The sequence below is a fragment of the Streptomyces sp. NPDC059989 genome (assembly GCF_042736975.1).
Lineage (GTDB): Bacteria > Actinomycetota > Actinomycetes > Streptomycetales > Streptomycetaceae > Streptomyces.
Genome location: NZ_JBHWUO010000014.1, coordinates 130,752 through 144,632 on the forward strand (window position 1 = coordinate 130,752; position 13,881 = coordinate 144,632).

Sequence of the window (13,881 nt, forward strand, 5' to 3'; positions counted from 1 at the left end):
GTACGAGGATGAGTACGCATACGGACACCCGTACGCGTACGAGCACGGGCAAGGCGGAGAGAACGATGCCGACGGCCGAGGAAGACCGCGCCAGCCGACGGATGGCCTGGTGCGCGGCGCACCTGCTGCGCCACGCACCGGACCACGTCGTCACCGACCTGATCGGCCGGCTCGACGCGCCGACCCGCAAGTACCTGTGCCGCGACGAGTGGCTGTCGGCCTCCACCGTCACCCTGGTGCTGCGCCACGGCACCGCGGAGGACCGGCAGTACGTCGCCCGCAACCCCCACGTCGTCGGACGGCCCCTGCCCGGGCTGCCCGGGGCGGCGCGCTACGCGGCCCGCCCCGGGCCCTCGCCCGAGCTGCTGCGGGAGATCGGCCCGGGGCCGTTCACCACCGGCGAGCTGATCGCCCTGCTGCGCCGGCACGGCCGCCGGCCCCGGATCCCGCTCACCCTGCTGCGGATGCCGCACGCCCCCCTCGACCCCGAGACGCTGCTGCACGAGCACGCCCGGGACCCGCTGCCGCCCACCGCGGTCGAGGCCCTGCTGCTGGCCGGCGGACTGCCCCGGGAGGTCTGCCGGGCGCTGCTCGACGCCGGCCCGCAGGACACGGCCGGGTACCGGTGGTACCGGCCCGCCGTCCGGGCCGTCCGGATGGGGCTGCTCACCTGCGACGAGCTCGCCGCCCACGTCGCCCCCGCGCACCGCACCCTGCTGCTCGCGCACCTCCCCGAGACCAGGGGCCTGCGCTGGTCCCTGCCCGAACGGACGGGGATGCGGACGGCCGCGGCCCGCGCGCTGCGCCCCCTGCGGGACGACCCCCGGCTCTGGGCGGAGCTGCTCCGGCACGCCCCCGCCTTCCGCGGCACCCTGCCGGTGCTGGTGGCCCGGATCGTGCGCGGCACCCTGCCGGAGCCCGCCGACGCCCCGCAGGTCTTCGGGCTCGACGCGGCGGTGCGCTCGCTGGCCCCGAAAGCCGCCGAGCCCGTCGGGGGCGTGGAGCGCGAGCTGGCCCTGGCGAGCCTCGCGGTGCCCATGGAGACCGTCCAGGAGGACATCCGGTGGGTGCGGGACTGCCTGGCCCGCGGGCTGCTCACCGGCGAGGACGTGATCCGGCACAAGGCGCCCGCCTGCTGGGCCCTGGACGAGGACCACTGGCTGGGGGACGTGAACCACCCCGACCGCCACGACTGGGCCGAGCCGGTGCTCGCCGCGCGGTCGGAGGCCGACCGGCTGTTCGCCCTGGCCCTCGGCGCCGATCCGGACGCCTGGTGGCGGGTGGCCGTGACGCTCCCGGACTTCGCCGGAACGCTCCCGCACCTTCTCCTGCGGGTCACGGAGGGGGGCTCCGTGTCCGGCCGCTCCTGACTTCCGGCAACAATGGGGGCATGAGCGACCGCCCAGCCCCCCTCGCCGATCCGCACCTCCTCTTCGACGCCGCGGCCGGCCCCCGGGACATCGTCATCCTCGGGTCCACCGGGTCCATCGGCACCCAGGCCATCGACCTCGCCCTGCGCAACCCCGACCGGTTCCGGGTGACCGCGCTGTCCGCCGCCGGCGGGCGGGTCGGGCTGCTGGCCGAGCAGGCCCGGCTGCTGCGGGTCGAGAAGGTGGCCGTCGCCCGCGAGGACGTCGTACCGGCCCTGAAAGAGGCGCTGAGCGCCCAGTACGGGCCCGGCGAGCCGCTGCCCGAGATCCTGGCCGGGCCCGACGCGGCGGCCGAGCTCGCCGCGTCCAAGTGCCACACCGTCCTCAACGGCATCACCGGCTCCATCGGCCTCGCGCCCACCCTCGCCGCGCTGCGGGCGGGCCGGACCCTGGCCCTCGCCAACAAGGAGTCGCTGATCGTCGGCGGCCCCCTGGTCAAGGCCCTCGCGAAGCCCGGACAGATCATCCCGGTGGACTCCGAGCACGCGGCGCTCTTCCAGGCGCTCGCCGCCGGAACCCGGGGCGACGTGCGCAAGCTCGTGGTCACCGCGTCCGGCGGACCCTTCCGCGGCCGCACCCGCGAGGAGCTGGCCGGGGTCACCGTCAAGGACGCCCTCGCCCACCCCACCTGGGCCATGGGTCCGGTGATCACGGTGAACAGCGCCACCCTGGTCAACAAGGGGCTGGAGGTCATCGAGGCGCACCTGCTCTACGACATCCCCTTCGAGCAGATCGAGGTCGTCGTCCACCCGCAGTCCTACGTGCACTCGATGGTGGAGTTCACGGACGGCTCCACCCTCGCCCAGGCCACCCCTCCGGACATGCGCGGCCCCATCGCGATCGGCCTCGGCTGGCCCCAGCGGGTCCCGGACGCGGCCCCCGCCTTCGACTGGACCAAGGCGTCCACCTGGGAGTTCTTCCCGCTGGACACCGAGGCCTTCCCGTCGGTGGACCTGGCCCGGCACGTGGGCACCCTCGGCGGCACCGCGCCGGCCGTCTTCAACGCCGCCAACGAGGAGTGCGTGGAGGCGTTCCTGGCCGGTCGGCTGCCGTTCACAGCAATCATGGATACCGTCTCTGTCGTGGTCGATGAGCACGGGACGCCGGAGTCGGGAACTTCCCTGACCGTCCGGGACGTCCTCGAAGCAGAGGCCTGGGCCAGGGCCCGGGCGCGGGAGATGGCGGCGCGGGCCGCCGTGGAGGCGAGCGCATGACACTTCTGATGACGGTGCTCGGGGTCGTGATCTTCGCGGTCGGCCTGCTGGTCTCCATCGCCTGGCACGAGCTCGGACACCTCTCCACGGCCAAGCTGTTCGGCATCCGCGTGCCGCAGTACATGGTCGGCTTCGGCCCGACCATCTGGTCGCGGAAGAAGGGCGAGACCGAGTACGGGATCAAGGCCATCCCCATGGGCGGCTACATCCGCATGATCGGGATGTTCCCGCCGGGCGAGGACGGCAGGGTCACCGCCCGCTCCACCTCCCCGTTCCGGTCGATGATCGAGGACGCGCGCTCGGCCGCGTACGAGGAGCTCCAGCCCGGAGACGAGAGCCGGCTCTTCTACACGCGCAAGCCGTGGAAGCGCGTGATCGTGATGTTCGCCGGCCCGTTCATGAACCTCGTCCTGGCCGTGGCGATCTTCCTGACCACCCTGATGGCCTTCGGGCTGAACACCCAGACGACCGTGGTCGGCTCGGTCTCGGACTGCGTGATCCAGCAGAGCGAGAAGCGCGACAAGTGCGCGGCGGGCGACCCGGCCGCCCCGGCCAAGGCCGCAGGCCTGGCCCAGGGCGACAAGATCGTCGCCTTCAACGGCCGCCCGGTCGACGACTGGTCCGCCCTCCAGAAGGACATCCGCGCCACCGTCGGCCCCGCCACGATCACCGTCGAGCGGGCCGGGCAGCGCGTCGACCTGCACGCGAACCTGATCGAGAACAAGGTCGCCAAGACCGACGGCAGCGGCAAGTACGTCAAGGACGAGTACGTCACCGCCGGCTTCCTCGGCTTCGCCCCCGCCTCCGGCTACGTCCCGCAGTCCTTCGGCCAGTCCGTCGACCGCATGGGCGAGATGATGCAGGCCGGCGTCCAGTCGCTCATCGACCTGCCGTCCAAGGTCCCGGACCTGTGGAACGCGGCCTTCAACGGCGCCGAGCGCAAGCAGGACAGCCCCATGGGCGTCGTCGGCGCCGCGCGCGTCAGCGGGGAGATCTTCACCCTCGACATCCCCGCCCAGCACCAGCTGGTCTTCTTCCTCAACCTGCTGGCCGGCTTCAACCTCTCGCTGTTCCTCTTCAACATGCTGCCGCTGCTCCCGCTCGACGGCGGGCACATCGCCGGCGCCCTGTGGGAGTCGCTGCGGCGCACCGTGGCGAAGGTCTTCCGGCGCCCCGACCCGGGCCCCTTCGACGTGGCGAAGCTGATGCCCGTCGCGTACGTGGTGGCCGGGCTGTTCATCTGCTTCACGCTGCTGGTGATGGTGGCCGACGTGGTGAACCCGATCAAGATCACCTAGCCCCCGCCGGGTCTACAGGACGACCACGGGAGCCGGGCACACATCGTGCCCGGCTCCCTACGTTCGGGTGGCGCACCCCCTCGGATGCGAGGAGCGCCCGGTGATTGGCGTAATCTCGAAGCCTGGAGCCCGCCGAATTCGGGACCTTGATCCACACCTTGGGGTTGCACAGCAGATGACTGCCATCTCTCTCGGAATGCCGGCCGTGCCGACGAAGCTTGCCGACCGCAGGGTCAGCCGCAAGATCCAGGTCGGATCGGTGGCCGTCGGCGGCGACGCACCCATCTCGGTGCAGTCGATGACCACGACCCGCACCTCCGACATCGGCGCCACGCTCCAGCAGATCGCCGAGCTGACCGCCTCCGGCTGCAACATCGTCCGCGTGGCCTGCCCGACGCAGGACGACGCCGACGCCCTCGCCGTCATCGCGAAGAAGTCGCAGATCCCGGTCATCGCCGACATCCACTTCCAGCCCAAGTACGTGTTCGCCGCGATCGACGCCGGCTGCGCCGCCGTCCGCGTGAACCCGGGCAACATCAAGCAGTTCGACGACAAGGTCAAGGAGATCGCGCGGGCCGCCAACGACGCGGGCACCCCGATCCGGATCGGCGTCAACGCGGGCTCCCTCGACGCCCGGCTGCTGAAGAAGTACGGCAAGGCCACCCCCGAGGCGCTGGTCGAGTCCGCGCTGTGGGAGGCCTCCCTCTTCGAGGAGCACGGCTTCAGCGACATCAAGATCTCGGTCAAGCACAACGACCCGGTCGTCATGGTCAACGCCTACCGCCAGCTGGCCGCCGCCTGCGACTACCCGCTGCACCTGGGCGTCACCGAGGCCGGTCCCGCCTTCCAGGGCACCATCAAGTCCGCCGTCGCCTTCGGCGCGCTGCTCTCCGAGGGCATCGGCGACACCATCCGCGTCTCCCTCTCGGCCCCGCCGGTCGAGGAGGTCAAGGTCGGCAACCAGATCCTGGAGTCGCTGAACCTCAAGCCGCGCCGCCTGGAGATCGTCTCCTGCCCGTCCTGCGGACGCGCCCAGGTCGACGTGTACAAGCTGGCCGAGGAGGTCACGGCGGGCCTGGAGGGCATGGAGGTCCCGCTGCGCGTCGCGGTCATGGGCTGCGTCGTCAACGGCCCCGGCGAGGCCCGCGAGGCCGACCTGGGCGTGGCCTCCGGCAACGGCAAGGGCCAGATCTTCGTGAAGGGCGAGGTCATCAAGACCGTCCCCGAGTCGAAGATCGTGGAGACCCTCATCGAAGAGGCCATGAAGATCGCCGAGCAGATGGAGAAGGACGGCGTCGCCTCCGGCGAGCCCTCCGTTGCCATCGGCGTCTGACCGCACCGCCGCGGCCGTCGCCGGCCGACCTCACCGAGGCGCGCCCCGGCCCTGTTCCCGCAGTTCGGGGGCGGGGCCGGGGCTTTTTCGTGACCTCTGCGACGCGGCATCCGCGAGCCGCGCCGGGTACAGTGCGGAGATCAGCAGACTTGCATGGTGAGGCCCCAGTGTTGACGCAGACCACCACCCGGGTCCTTGAGCCCAGTGATCTCGACGCCGCGCTCGAAGTCCTCGGACGCGCGCCGGTCGAGAACGCCTTCGTCACCTCCCGGGTCCAGGTCGCCGGACTCGATCCCTGGCGCCTGGGCGGCGAGATGTGGGGCTGGTACGCCGGCGGCGAGCTCCGCTCCCTCTGCTACGCCGGTGCCAACCTGGTCCCCGTCTGCGCCGGACCCGACGCCGTACGCGCCTTCGCCGACCGGGCCCGCCGCACCGGCCGCCGCTGCTCCTCCATCGTCGGCCCCGCCGAGGCCACCCGGCTGCTGTGGCAGCTCCTGGAGCCCAGCTGGGGCCCGGCCCGCGACGTCCGCTCCCACCAGCCGCTCATGGTCATCGAGAGCCCGTCCACCACGGTCGATCCCGACCCCCTGGTCCGCCGGATCCGCAAGGACGAGATGGACGTGATCATGCCCGCCTGCGTGGCCATGTTCACCGAGGAGGTCGGCATCTCGCCGATGGCCGGCGACGGCGGACTCCTCTACCAGGCCCGCGTCGCCGAGCTCGTCGCAAGCGGCCGCTCCTTCGCCCGCGTCGAGGACGGCAAGGTCGTCTTCAAGGCGGAGATCGGCGCCGCCACCGCCCGCGCCTGCCAGATCCAGGGCGTGTGGGTGGCCCCCGAATTCCGCGGACGCGGGCATTCCGAGGCCGGGATGGCCGCCGTCGTCGCCTTCGCGCTGCGGGACGTGGCCCCGGTGGTCAGCCTCTACGTGAACGACTTCAACACCGCCGCCCGGGCCGCCTACCGACGGGTGGGCTTCCGGGAGGTCGGCGCCTTCATGAGCGTCCTGTTCTGAACCGGCCGATGCCATACCGACAGGGCCCTACCCCGCAGTAAGGTCGCCGCATGCTGCCTACCGGACTCCGCATCGGCCCCCTCGACCTCGCCGCCCGCGTGGACGAGGCCCTGCGCGTGCAGGCCGTCGCCTTCGGCCTCAGCGAGGAGGAGGTCGGCATCCGGCGCTACATCGTCCAGCGCCACATGACCTGCCCCGGCGCCCGCGCCCTCGGGGCCTTCGCGGAGGACGGCGCCCTCACCGGCTTCGTCTACGGCATGCCCAACGACCGCGCGCACTGGTGGTCCACGATCGTCGAGCCCTACCTGCGGACCGCCGGGCACGAGGACTGGCTCGACGGCTCCTTCGTCATCACCGAGCTGCACGTCCACCCCGGCTTCCAGGGCCACGGCGTCGGCCGCGCGCTGATCACCGGCATCACCGACAGCGCCGCCGAGAAGCGTTCCATCCTGTCGGCCATCGACACCGAGAGCCCGGCCCGCGGCCTCTACCGGGCCCTCGGCTACACCGACCTCGCCCGCCAGGTCCACTTCCCGAGCGCGAGCCTCCCGTACGCCGTCATGGGCGCCCCGCTGCCGCTCCTGCGGCCCTGAGGGCCCCGCATGCATTTCCGGCCCCCGTACGGCCACCGGTAGCCTCCCCGCATGTCTACGCAACACGTGCAGCGCATGTCCCGCCTCATGGCCAAAACCCTCCGCGAGGACCCGGCCGACGCCGAAACCCTCAGCCACCGGCTCCTGGTCCGCGCCGGCTACGTCCGGCGCAGCTCGGCCGGCGTGTGGACGTGGCTGCCGCTCGGCAAGCGGGTCCTGGACAACGTCTCGCGCATCGTCCGCGAGGAGATGGACGCGATCGGCGCCCAGGAGGTGCTGCTGCCCGCGCTGCTGCCGAAGGAGCCGTACGAGGTCAGCGGACGCTGGTCGGAGTACGGGGACCTGCTGTTCCGGCTCAAGGACCGCAAGGGCGCGGACTACCTGCTCGGCCCCACGCACGAGGAGATCTTCACCCTGGTGGTGAAGGACCAGTGCACCTCGTACAAGGACCTGCCGGTCATGCTCTACCAGATCCAGACCAAGTACCGCGACGAGGCGCGGCCCCGGTCCGGGGTGCTGCGCGGGCGCGAGTTCCAGATGAAGGACTCGTACTCCTTCGACGTGTCCGACGAGGGCCTGGCGGAGTCGTACCGGCTCCACCGCGAGGCCTACATCCGGATCTTCGAGCGCCTGGGCCTGGACCACCGGATCGTCTCGGCGGTGTCGGGGGCGATGGGCGGCTCGGCGTCGGAGGAGTTCCTCGCTCCCGCGGAAGCGGGCGAGGACACCTTCGTGGACTGCCCGTCCTGCGACTACGCGGCCAACACGGAGGCCGTGACCTTCGCCCTGGCCCCGGTGGCGGGCGCCGGACACCCGGCGCTGGAGGAGGTGGACACCCCGGACACCCCGACGATCGAGACCCTGGCCGCGCACCTCGGCGTTCCCGCGTCGGCGACCCTGAAGAACCTCCTGGTGAAGGTGGACGGCGAGATCGTGGCCGTCGGCGTGCCGGGGGACCGGGAGGTGGACCTCGGCAAGCTGGGCGAACACCTGGCCCCCGCGGTGGTGGAGCTGGTGACGGCCGAGGACTTCGTGGACCGGCCCGATCTCGTACGCGGCTACGTGGGCCCGCAGGGCCTGGACAAGGTCCGCTACCTGGCCGACCCGCGGGTCGCCCCGGGCACGTCCTGGGTCACCGGGGCCAACCGGGCCGACACCCACGCCCGGAACGTGGTCTGCGGGCGGGACTTCGAGGTGGACCAGTACCTGGACGTGGTCGTCGTGGAGCCGGGCGACCCCTGCCCGCGCTGCGGTTCCGGCCTCAAGCTGGACCGGGCGATCGAGATCGGCCACATCTTCCAGCTGGGCCGCAAGTACGCGGACGCCTTCGGGCTCGACGTGCTCGGCAAGGAGGGCAAGCCGGTCCGGGTCACCATGGGCTCCTACGGCATCGGCGTCTCGCGGGCGGTGGCCGCGCTGGCCGAGCAGACGGCGGACGAGCGCGGGCTGTGCTGGCCGGCGGCGGTGGCCCCGGCCGATGTCCACGTGGTGGCGGCGGGCAAGGCCGTGCCGCTCGCGCTGGCGGAGCAGGCCGCGGCCGCCCTGGCGGAGGCGGGCCTGCGCGTCCTGCTGGACGACCGGGCGGGCCTTTCCCCGGGCGTGAAGCTGACGGACGCGGAGCTGATCGGTGTGCCGTGGATCCTGGTCGCGGGCCGTCGGTCCGCCGATGGCGTGGTCGAACTCCAGGACCGCCGGGCCGGCACCCGCGAGGAACTCCCCCTGACCGAGGCCCTGTCCCGCCTGGTGTAGCCCTGCGGGCTTTCCCCACCCCGCCCCTTCCCGGCAGTACCGATATGCGGCTCCGCCGCGTGGGTGGGCTCCGCCCCCAGCCCCCCGTCCCGGGGCTCCGCCCCGGACCCGGCGGGGGCTCCGCCCCCGTACCCCCGCGCCTCAAACGCCGGCGAGGCTATATATAGCCCCTCCGGCGTTTGAGGACCGGGTCCGGGCAGAGCCCGGCTCGGCTTCGGGAAGCGGCGGCTAGTCGCGCGGGGAGTCCCGGGTCGGGGGCGGCGGCGTGCCGTCGAGGGTCAGGCCCGGGGGCAGGGCATCGGGCAGCTCCGACCCGTCGGGAGCCGGGCCGACGGCCGGGGGCTCGGGCTGGTCCGTGCCCAGGGCGGCCTGCTCGGGGGCCGGATCCGCGGCCCGGGCGGAAGACGGGGCGGCGTCCGACGCCGGAGGCGGGGCGGCGCGTTCGAGGAAGCGGAGGAGTTCCACCGGGAAGGGCAGGACCAGCGTCGAGTTCTTCTCGGCGGCCACCGCCACCACCGTCTGCAGCAGGCGCAGTTGGAGCGCCGCCGGCTGGTCCGACATCACCGCCGCCGCCTCCGCCAGCTTGTGCGAGGCCTGCAGCTCCGCGTCCGCGTTGATCACCCGCGCGCGCCGCTCGCGGTCCGCCTCCGCCTGCCGCGCCATCGACCGCTTCATCGTCTCCGGCAGCGAGACGTCCTTGATCTCCACCCGGTCGATCTGCACGCCCCACCCCACCGCCGGGCTGTCGATCATCAGCTCCAGTCCCTGGTTGAGCATCTCCCGGTTGGAGAGGAGATCGTCCAGGTCCGACTTGCCGATGATCGACCGCAGCGAGGTCTGCGCCATCTGCGAGACGGCGAAGCGGTAGTCCTCCACCGCCACGATCGCGTTCGCCGGGTCGACGACCTTGAAGTACACGACCGCGTCCACCCGCACCGTGACGTTGTCGCGGGTGATGCCCTCCTGGGCCGGCACCGGCAGCGTCACGATCTGCATGTTGACCTTCCGCAGGCGGTCCATGCCCGGGACGATCACGGTGAAGCCCGGTCCCCGAATCTCATCGCGCAGCCGACCGAAGCGGAAGACCAGGCCCCGCTCGTACTGCTTCACCACCCGGGCGGCGGTGGCCACGTAGACCCCGGCGCCCACACCTGCGGCGATCACCGCTGTCAGGAGCTCTTCGACCATGACGGCCCCCTGCCGGACATACCTTCTTATATACGGTATGCCCTACAGCCAGGCCGCGAACTCCAGCAGCTGCTCCGCGTCCCGGTGCCGCCCGGCCGCCAGTGCCCGGTTCCCCGACTCCACCGCCCGGAACACCGTCCAGCCCCGCAGCCGGTCCCGGTCCACCTCCAGCGCGTCGGCCAGCTTGTTCACCCGGCGCCGCGCGCCCGCCGCCCCCGCCGAGGAGGCCACCTGGTCCTCCAGCCGGTCCCGGACCAGCCGCGCCAGATCGTAGGCCCGCTCGCCGGTCAGCGGGTCGGGACCCACCGTCAGCCACGGCGCGCGCTCGCCCGCGAGGACCTTGCCCTGCCGGAAGTTCCCGTGCAGCAGGACCTCCTCCGGCGGGGCCGCGACCAGCTCCCCGCGCATCGCCAGCGCCGCGTCGGCCAGGGCCCGCAGCTCCGCCGGGGCGGCCCGCAGCGCCGCCGACTGCCGCTCGGTCCGCTCCGCCACCGTCTCCCAGCCGTGCCCGGCCGGCGGCGCCACCCACAGCCTGCGCAGCGTGCCGCTCGCCTCCAGCAGGGCCTTCGCCTCCGGCAGCGACCGCAGCGAGACCTCCGGGTGCAGCCGCTCCAGCAGCAGCGCCCCGTCGTCCTCGTGATGCCGGGTGTCGAGGACCCGTACGGCGCCGAAACCGCCCCAGTGCGCCAGCGCGGCCAGCTCCCGGTCGGGCCGGGCCTGCGGGGGCGCCAGCTTCAGGGCGGCGGGGGTCCCGTCGGCGTACCGGACGAGGACGACCAGGCTGCTGCGGCCGCCCGGGGCCTGCACCCGCTGGGCCTGGACCCCGCGCCGGTCCAGCGCGGCCTCGGCGAGCTTCGGCAACTGCCGTAGCCAGTCCGCGTCCTGGGCCGATTCCGGCATCTCGCCGAGCGCCCGTACAAGCCGCTGCGGCGGTTCGAAAGCCATGCGTGCGTGGTCCCTTTCAGCTGGTGCGGGCTCCTTGTGCGCGTTCCGTGAGCCCAGGGAAGGCTACGCCGACACCGCGCCAGCGTGCCGCGCGCACGGCCGCGGCGCTCAGCGCGTCGGCCGCCATGCGGCGCAGTGGGCCCTCCGACGCCCGCACCAGATCGGAGTACGCGCCCGCCACCCGGTCCTCGATCTCGGCGGCCAGCCGTTCGGCGTCGGCGGGGGAGCGCACCGGGAACGGCAGGGCGTACGCCGCCTCCGAGGGCCGGGGCGCACCGCCCAGCTCCCGTACGGTCCGGGCGAGCGCGTCACGGCGCGCGAGGTGGCCGGCGTAGGCCTCCCGGGCCTCCGTCGAGCGGGCCCCGGCGGTCCGGGCGCCGATCACCCCGTAGCCGTACGCGGCCGCGTGCTCGGCGGCCAGGGCGGCCTGCGCGGCCTCCAGGGGCCGGCCGGCGGGGGAGGGTTCGGGGGTCACGGCTTGGCTCCCGGGGTCGAGGTCAGCAGGTAGGCGTGTACGGCGCCGCAGGCGGCCAGGGAGGCCAGCATCCGGGCCAGCTCCCCCGGGGCCCCGGCCAGGTCGATGGTCCGGGCCTCCGACAGGCTGCGCTCCGCGTCGGCCAGGGCGCTCAGGGCGTCCTCGGCCTTGGCCGGCACCGGCTCCGCACTCGGCGCGGGAGCGGCCGCCCCCGTGGCGCCGGCCGGGGACGGGGACGCGGACCGGGACGCGGACGGCGAGCCCGCGGGGGTGGGGGACAGCGCCGCCGAGTGCGCGGCGACGGCGGCGCGCAGCGGGGCGAGCCGCCCCGCCAGGGCCGGATGGGCGGCGGCCGTGGCGTCGTAACGTTCCAGCAGTCGCCCGCTGTCACGGACGGCCGCCTCCCGCATCCGCCGTCCGAGTGGAATCCCGGTGTCACCGTCGGCCGAGGGGCCATCGGAGCACCCGGTGAGCAGCAGGGCGCCGGCCGCGCCGGCGGCACCGGCGAGCAGGCTCCTTCGCGAGGGCCGGGGTGGCAGGGTCCAGGGCACGGCGACGTCCTCGGGGGTGATGGCGGGGCAGGGTGTGATCACGGTACCCGGGGCCCTGTCCACAGGGTTGACGGCAACACCCTCCGCGACCGGATACCCTTTGACCTGACACACGACGAAACCACAACAGCACACGCGGCCGAGGAGTCACCCGGATGAGCACCACCCAGAGCGACAGGCTGCGCGGATTGCTGGAGCCGCTCGTCGCCGCCAAGGGCCTGGATCTCGAGGACATCGAGATGTCCAAGGCCGGCAAGCGCCGGATGCTGCGCATCATCGTGGACTCCGACGAGGGCGTGGAGCTGGACGTGTGTGCCGAGCTGAGTCGCGAGGTCTCCGACAAGCTCGACGAATCCGATGTGATGGGCGAGGACGAGTACGTCCTCGAAGTGAGCTCGCCGGGCGCCGACCGCCCGCTGACCGAGCACCGTCACTACGTACGGGCGATCGGCCGTCTCGTGAAGTTCCAGCTGACCGAGAGCGGGGAACTGATCGCCCGCATTCTCGACGTCGACGACGAGGGACTGGACCTCGAAGTCCCGGGCGTGAAGGGCCGCAAGGCGACCGCCCGCCGTATTGCTTTCACCGACATCGCCAAGGCGCGTGTCGAGATCGAGTTCAGCCGCAAGGACAAGAAGGAAGAGGAGGCGTAGCCGTGGACATCGACATGAGTGCCCTGCGGGGTCTGGTCCGGGAGAAGGAGATCTCCTTCGACCTGCTCGTCGAGGCGATCGAGTCGGCCCTCCTCATCGCGTACCACCGGACCGAGGGGAGCTTCCGCCGCGCACGCGTCGTGCTGGACCGCACCAACGGTCACGTGGTCGTGTGGGCGACGGAAGACCCGAGGGACCTCGAAGAGGGCCAGGAGCCCAAGGAGTTCGACGACACCCCGTCGGACTTCGGCCGGATCGCCGCGACGACCGCCAAGCAGGTGATCCTGCAGCGTCTGCGCGACGCCGAGGACGACCTGACCTTCGGCGAGTTCGCCGGCCGCGAGGGCGACGTCATCACCGGCGTCGTGCAGCAGGGCAAGGACCCCAAGAACGTCCTCGTCGACATCGGCAAGCTGGAGGCCATCCTGCCGGTGCAGGAGCAGGTCCCCGGCGAGGAGTACACGCACGGGCTGCGCCTGAAGGCGTATGTCGTGCGCGTGGCGAAGGGCGTCCGCGGTCCGTCCGTGACCCTGTCCCGCACCCACCCCAATCTGGTGAAGAAGCTCTTCTCGCTGGAGGTCCCGGAGATCGCCGACGGCAGCGTCGAGATCTCGGCGATCGCCCGCGAGGCCGGTCACCGCACCAAGATCGCCGTCCGGTCCACCCGCTCGGGCCTCAACCCGAAGGGCGCCTGCATCGGCCCGATGGGCAGCCGCGTGCGCAATGTCATGGCCGAGCTGCACGGCGAGAAGATCGACATCGTCGACTGGTCGGACGACCCGGCGGAGATGGTCGCGAACGCGCTGTCCCCCGCCCGGGTGAGCAAGGTCGAGGTCGTCGACTGGGACACCCGCTCCGCCCGGGTGACCGTGCCCGACTACCAGCTGTCGCTGGCCATCGGCAAGGAGGGCCAGAACGCCCGCCTCGCCGCGCGGCTCACCGGCTGGCGCATCGACATCCGCCCCGACACCGAGCAGCCGTCGGAGCAGGGCGGGGAATAAACCGGTACCGCGGGGGGCTACCCCGGCGGTAGACAGGGACCACCGCGGACCCCGGTATCAGGGTCCGCGAACAACAACATCCGTTCGATTTATCACCTGAAGGGGTGAGGTCGGTACGGGGAGGTAGACTTAGGCGTGTCTGGCCGGACGCAAGCCCGCGCATGCCCCGAACGAACCTGTGTGGGGTGTCGGGAGCGAGCGGCCAAGAGCGATCTGCTGCGCATCGTGGCGATCGAGGACGAATGCGTCCCCGATCCACGCGGTACGCTGCCCGGCCGGGGTGCCTACGTGCACCCTGCCGTGGTCTGCCTCGACCAGGCGGTCCGCCGCCGGGCGTTCCCCCGGGCCCTTCGGTCCGCCGGAGCGCTCGACACGACGGAACTGCGCAAAGCCCTGGCCGGTGAGGCCGGGGCGACACCGTAAAGAAGTAGTACGGCA

14 protein-coding genes are annotated in these 13,881 nt (G+C 72.6%); 10 read left to right on the top strand and 4 right to left on the bottom strand.

Features of this window, described 5'->3' with window-relative positions:
• The first annotated feature begins 8 nt into the window (after window positions 1–8).
• The 7 genes from ACFWBN_RS15320 (at window position 9) to ACFWBN_RS15350 (ending at window position 8,630) form a co-directional block, all read left to right on the top strand.
• Window positions 9–1,370, top strand: a complete 1,362-nt coding sequence (locus ACFWBN_RS15320; protein WP_385176486.1) for a hypothetical protein — start codon at window positions 9–11, stop codon at window positions 1,368–1,370.
• A 20-nt stretch (window positions 1,371–1,390) separates the two neighbouring features.
• The gene (gene dxr, locus ACFWBN_RS15325) at window positions 1,391–2,644 is read left to right on the top strand and encodes a 1-deoxy-D-xylulose-5-phosphate reductoisomerase (protein ID WP_385176489.1); all 1,254 of its coding nucleotides are present in this window, start codon (window positions 1,391–1,393) and stop codon (window positions 2,642–2,644) included.
• Window positions 2,641–3,942, top strand: coding sequence for a M50 family metallopeptidase (locus ACFWBN_RS15330; protein ID WP_385176492.1), 1,302 nt, complete (start codon window positions 2,641–2,643; stop codon window positions 3,940–3,942). Before dxr ends, ACFWBN_RS15330 begins: the two co-directional genes overlap by 4 nt.
• Before the next feature lie 175 nt (window positions 3,943–4,117).
• The gene (ispG, locus tag ACFWBN_RS15335) at window positions 4,118–5,275 is read left to right on the top strand and encodes a flavodoxin-dependent (E)-4-hydroxy-3-methylbut-2-enyl-diphosphate synthase (RefSeq protein ID WP_385176495.1); all 1,158 of its coding nucleotides are present in this window, start codon (window positions 4,118–4,120) and stop codon (window positions 5,273–5,275) included.
• 167 nt (window positions 5,276–5,442) lie between these two features.
• On the top strand, window positions 5,443–6,288 hold the full coding sequence (locus tag ACFWBN_RS15340; RefSeq protein ID WP_385176499.1) for a GNAT family N-acetyltransferase: 846 nt from the start codon (window positions 5,443–5,445) through the stop codon (window positions 6,286–6,288).
• Window positions 6,289–6,338: 50 nt separating this feature from the next.
• Window positions 6,339–6,881, top strand: a complete 543-nt coding sequence (locus tag ACFWBN_RS15345; protein ID WP_385176502.1) for a GNAT family N-acetyltransferase — start codon at window positions 6,339–6,341, stop codon at window positions 6,879–6,881.
• A 51-nt stretch (window positions 6,882–6,932) separates the two neighbouring features.
• On the top strand, window positions 6,933–8,630 hold the full coding sequence (locus ACFWBN_RS15350) for a proline--tRNA ligase (protein ID WP_385176505.1): 1,698 nt from the start codon (window positions 6,933–6,935) through the stop codon (window positions 8,628–8,630).
• A 228-nt stretch (window positions 8,631–8,858) separates the two neighbouring features.
• On the opposite strand, the gene ACFWBN_RS15355 is transcribed toward ACFWBN_RS15350, so the two are convergent.
• Genes ACFWBN_RS15355 through ACFWBN_RS15370 form a run of 4 tightly spaced genes read right to left on the bottom strand, consistent with a single transcriptional unit; the run spans window position 8,859 to window position 11,831 of the window.
• Window positions 8,859–9,818 carry a slipin family protein gene (locus ACFWBN_RS15355; protein WP_385176508.1) on the bottom strand — a complete coding sequence of 320 codons (960 nt, stop codon included), beginning with the start codon at window positions 9,816–9,818 and terminating at the stop codon, window positions 8,859–8,861.
• A 42-nt stretch (window positions 9,819–9,860) separates the two neighbouring features.
• A complete protein-coding gene (locus tag ACFWBN_RS15360) occupies window positions 9,861–10,763 on the bottom strand; it encodes an aminoglycoside phosphotransferase family protein (RefSeq protein ID WP_385176511.1) in 903 nt (300 codons plus the stop codon).
• A 16-nt stretch (window positions 10,764–10,779) separates the two neighbouring features.
• A complete protein-coding gene (locus ACFWBN_RS15365; protein WP_385176514.1) occupies window positions 10,780–11,238 on the bottom strand; it encodes a ferritin-like domain-containing protein in 459 nt (152 codons plus the stop codon).
• The gene (locus tag ACFWBN_RS15370) at window positions 11,235–11,831 is read right to left on the bottom strand and encodes a hypothetical protein (RefSeq protein ID WP_385176517.1); all 597 of its coding nucleotides are present in this window, start codon (window positions 11,829–11,831) and stop codon (window positions 11,235–11,237) included. Before ACFWBN_RS15370 ends, ACFWBN_RS15365 begins: the two co-directional genes overlap by 4 nt.
• A gap of 113 nt (window positions 11,832–11,944) precedes the next feature.
• Here ACFWBN_RS15370 and rimP point away from each other — a divergent pair, with 113 nt between their 5' ends.
• The 3 genes from rimP to ACFWBN_RS15385 all read left to right on the top strand — a co-directional run bounded on the left by rimP (window position 11,945) and on the right by ACFWBN_RS15385 (window position 13,866).
• Window positions 11,945–12,442, top strand: coding sequence for a ribosome maturation factor RimP (rimP, locus tag ACFWBN_RS15375; protein ID WP_385176520.1), 498 nt, complete (start codon window positions 11,945–11,947; stop codon window positions 12,440–12,442).
• 2 nt (window positions 12,443–12,444) lie between these two features.
• Entirely contained in the window at window positions 12,445–13,443 is a 999-nt protein-coding gene (gene nusA / locus ACFWBN_RS15380; protein ID WP_385176523.1) for a transcription termination factor NusA, read from the top strand.
• A 135-nt stretch (window positions 13,444–13,578) separates the two neighbouring features.
• Window positions 13,579–13,866, top strand: a complete 288-nt coding sequence (locus ACFWBN_RS15385) for a YlxR family protein (RefSeq protein WP_385176526.1) — start codon at window positions 13,579–13,581, stop codon at window positions 13,864–13,866.
• Window positions 13,867–13,881 lie beyond the last annotated feature (15 nt).

What these genes read in the sequence shown, in the direction of transcription:
- ACFWBN_RS15320 (WP_385176486.1), top strand. Translation starts at nt 9, where the DNA reads ATGAGTACGCATACGGACACCCGTACGCGTACGAGCACGGGCAAGGCG.
- dxr (WP_385176489.1), top strand. Translation starts at nt 1,391, where the DNA reads ATGAGCGACCGCCCAGCCCCCCTCGCCGATCCGCACCTCCTCTTCGAC.
- ACFWBN_RS15330 (WP_385176492.1), top strand. Translation starts at nt 2,641, where the DNA reads ATGACACTTCTGATGACGGTGCTCGGGGTCGTGATCTTCGCGGTCGGC.
- ispG (WP_385176495.1), top strand. Translation starts at nt 4,118, where the DNA reads ATGACTGCCATCTCTCTCGGAATGCCGGCCGTGCCGACGAAGCTTGCC.
- ACFWBN_RS15345 (WP_385176502.1), top strand. Translation starts at nt 6,339, where the DNA reads ATGCTGCCTACCGGACTCCGCATCGGCCCCCTCGACCTCGCCGCCCGC.
- ACFWBN_RS15350 (WP_385176505.1), top strand. Translation starts at nt 6,933, where the DNA reads ATGTCTACGCAACACGTGCAGCGCATGTCCCGCCTCATGGCCAAAACC.
- ACFWBN_RS15355 (WP_385176508.1), bottom strand. Translation starts at nt 9,818, where the DNA reads ATGGTCGAAGAGCTCCTGACAGCGGTGATCGCCGCAGGTGTGGGCGCC.
- ACFWBN_RS15360 (WP_385176511.1), bottom strand. Translation starts at nt 10,763, where the DNA reads ATGGCTTTCGAACCGCCGCAGCGGCTTGTACGGGCGCTCGGCGAGATG.
- rimP (WP_385176520.1), top strand. Translation starts at nt 11,945, where the DNA reads ATGAGCACCACCCAGAGCGACAGGCTGCGCGGATTGCTGGAGCCGCTC.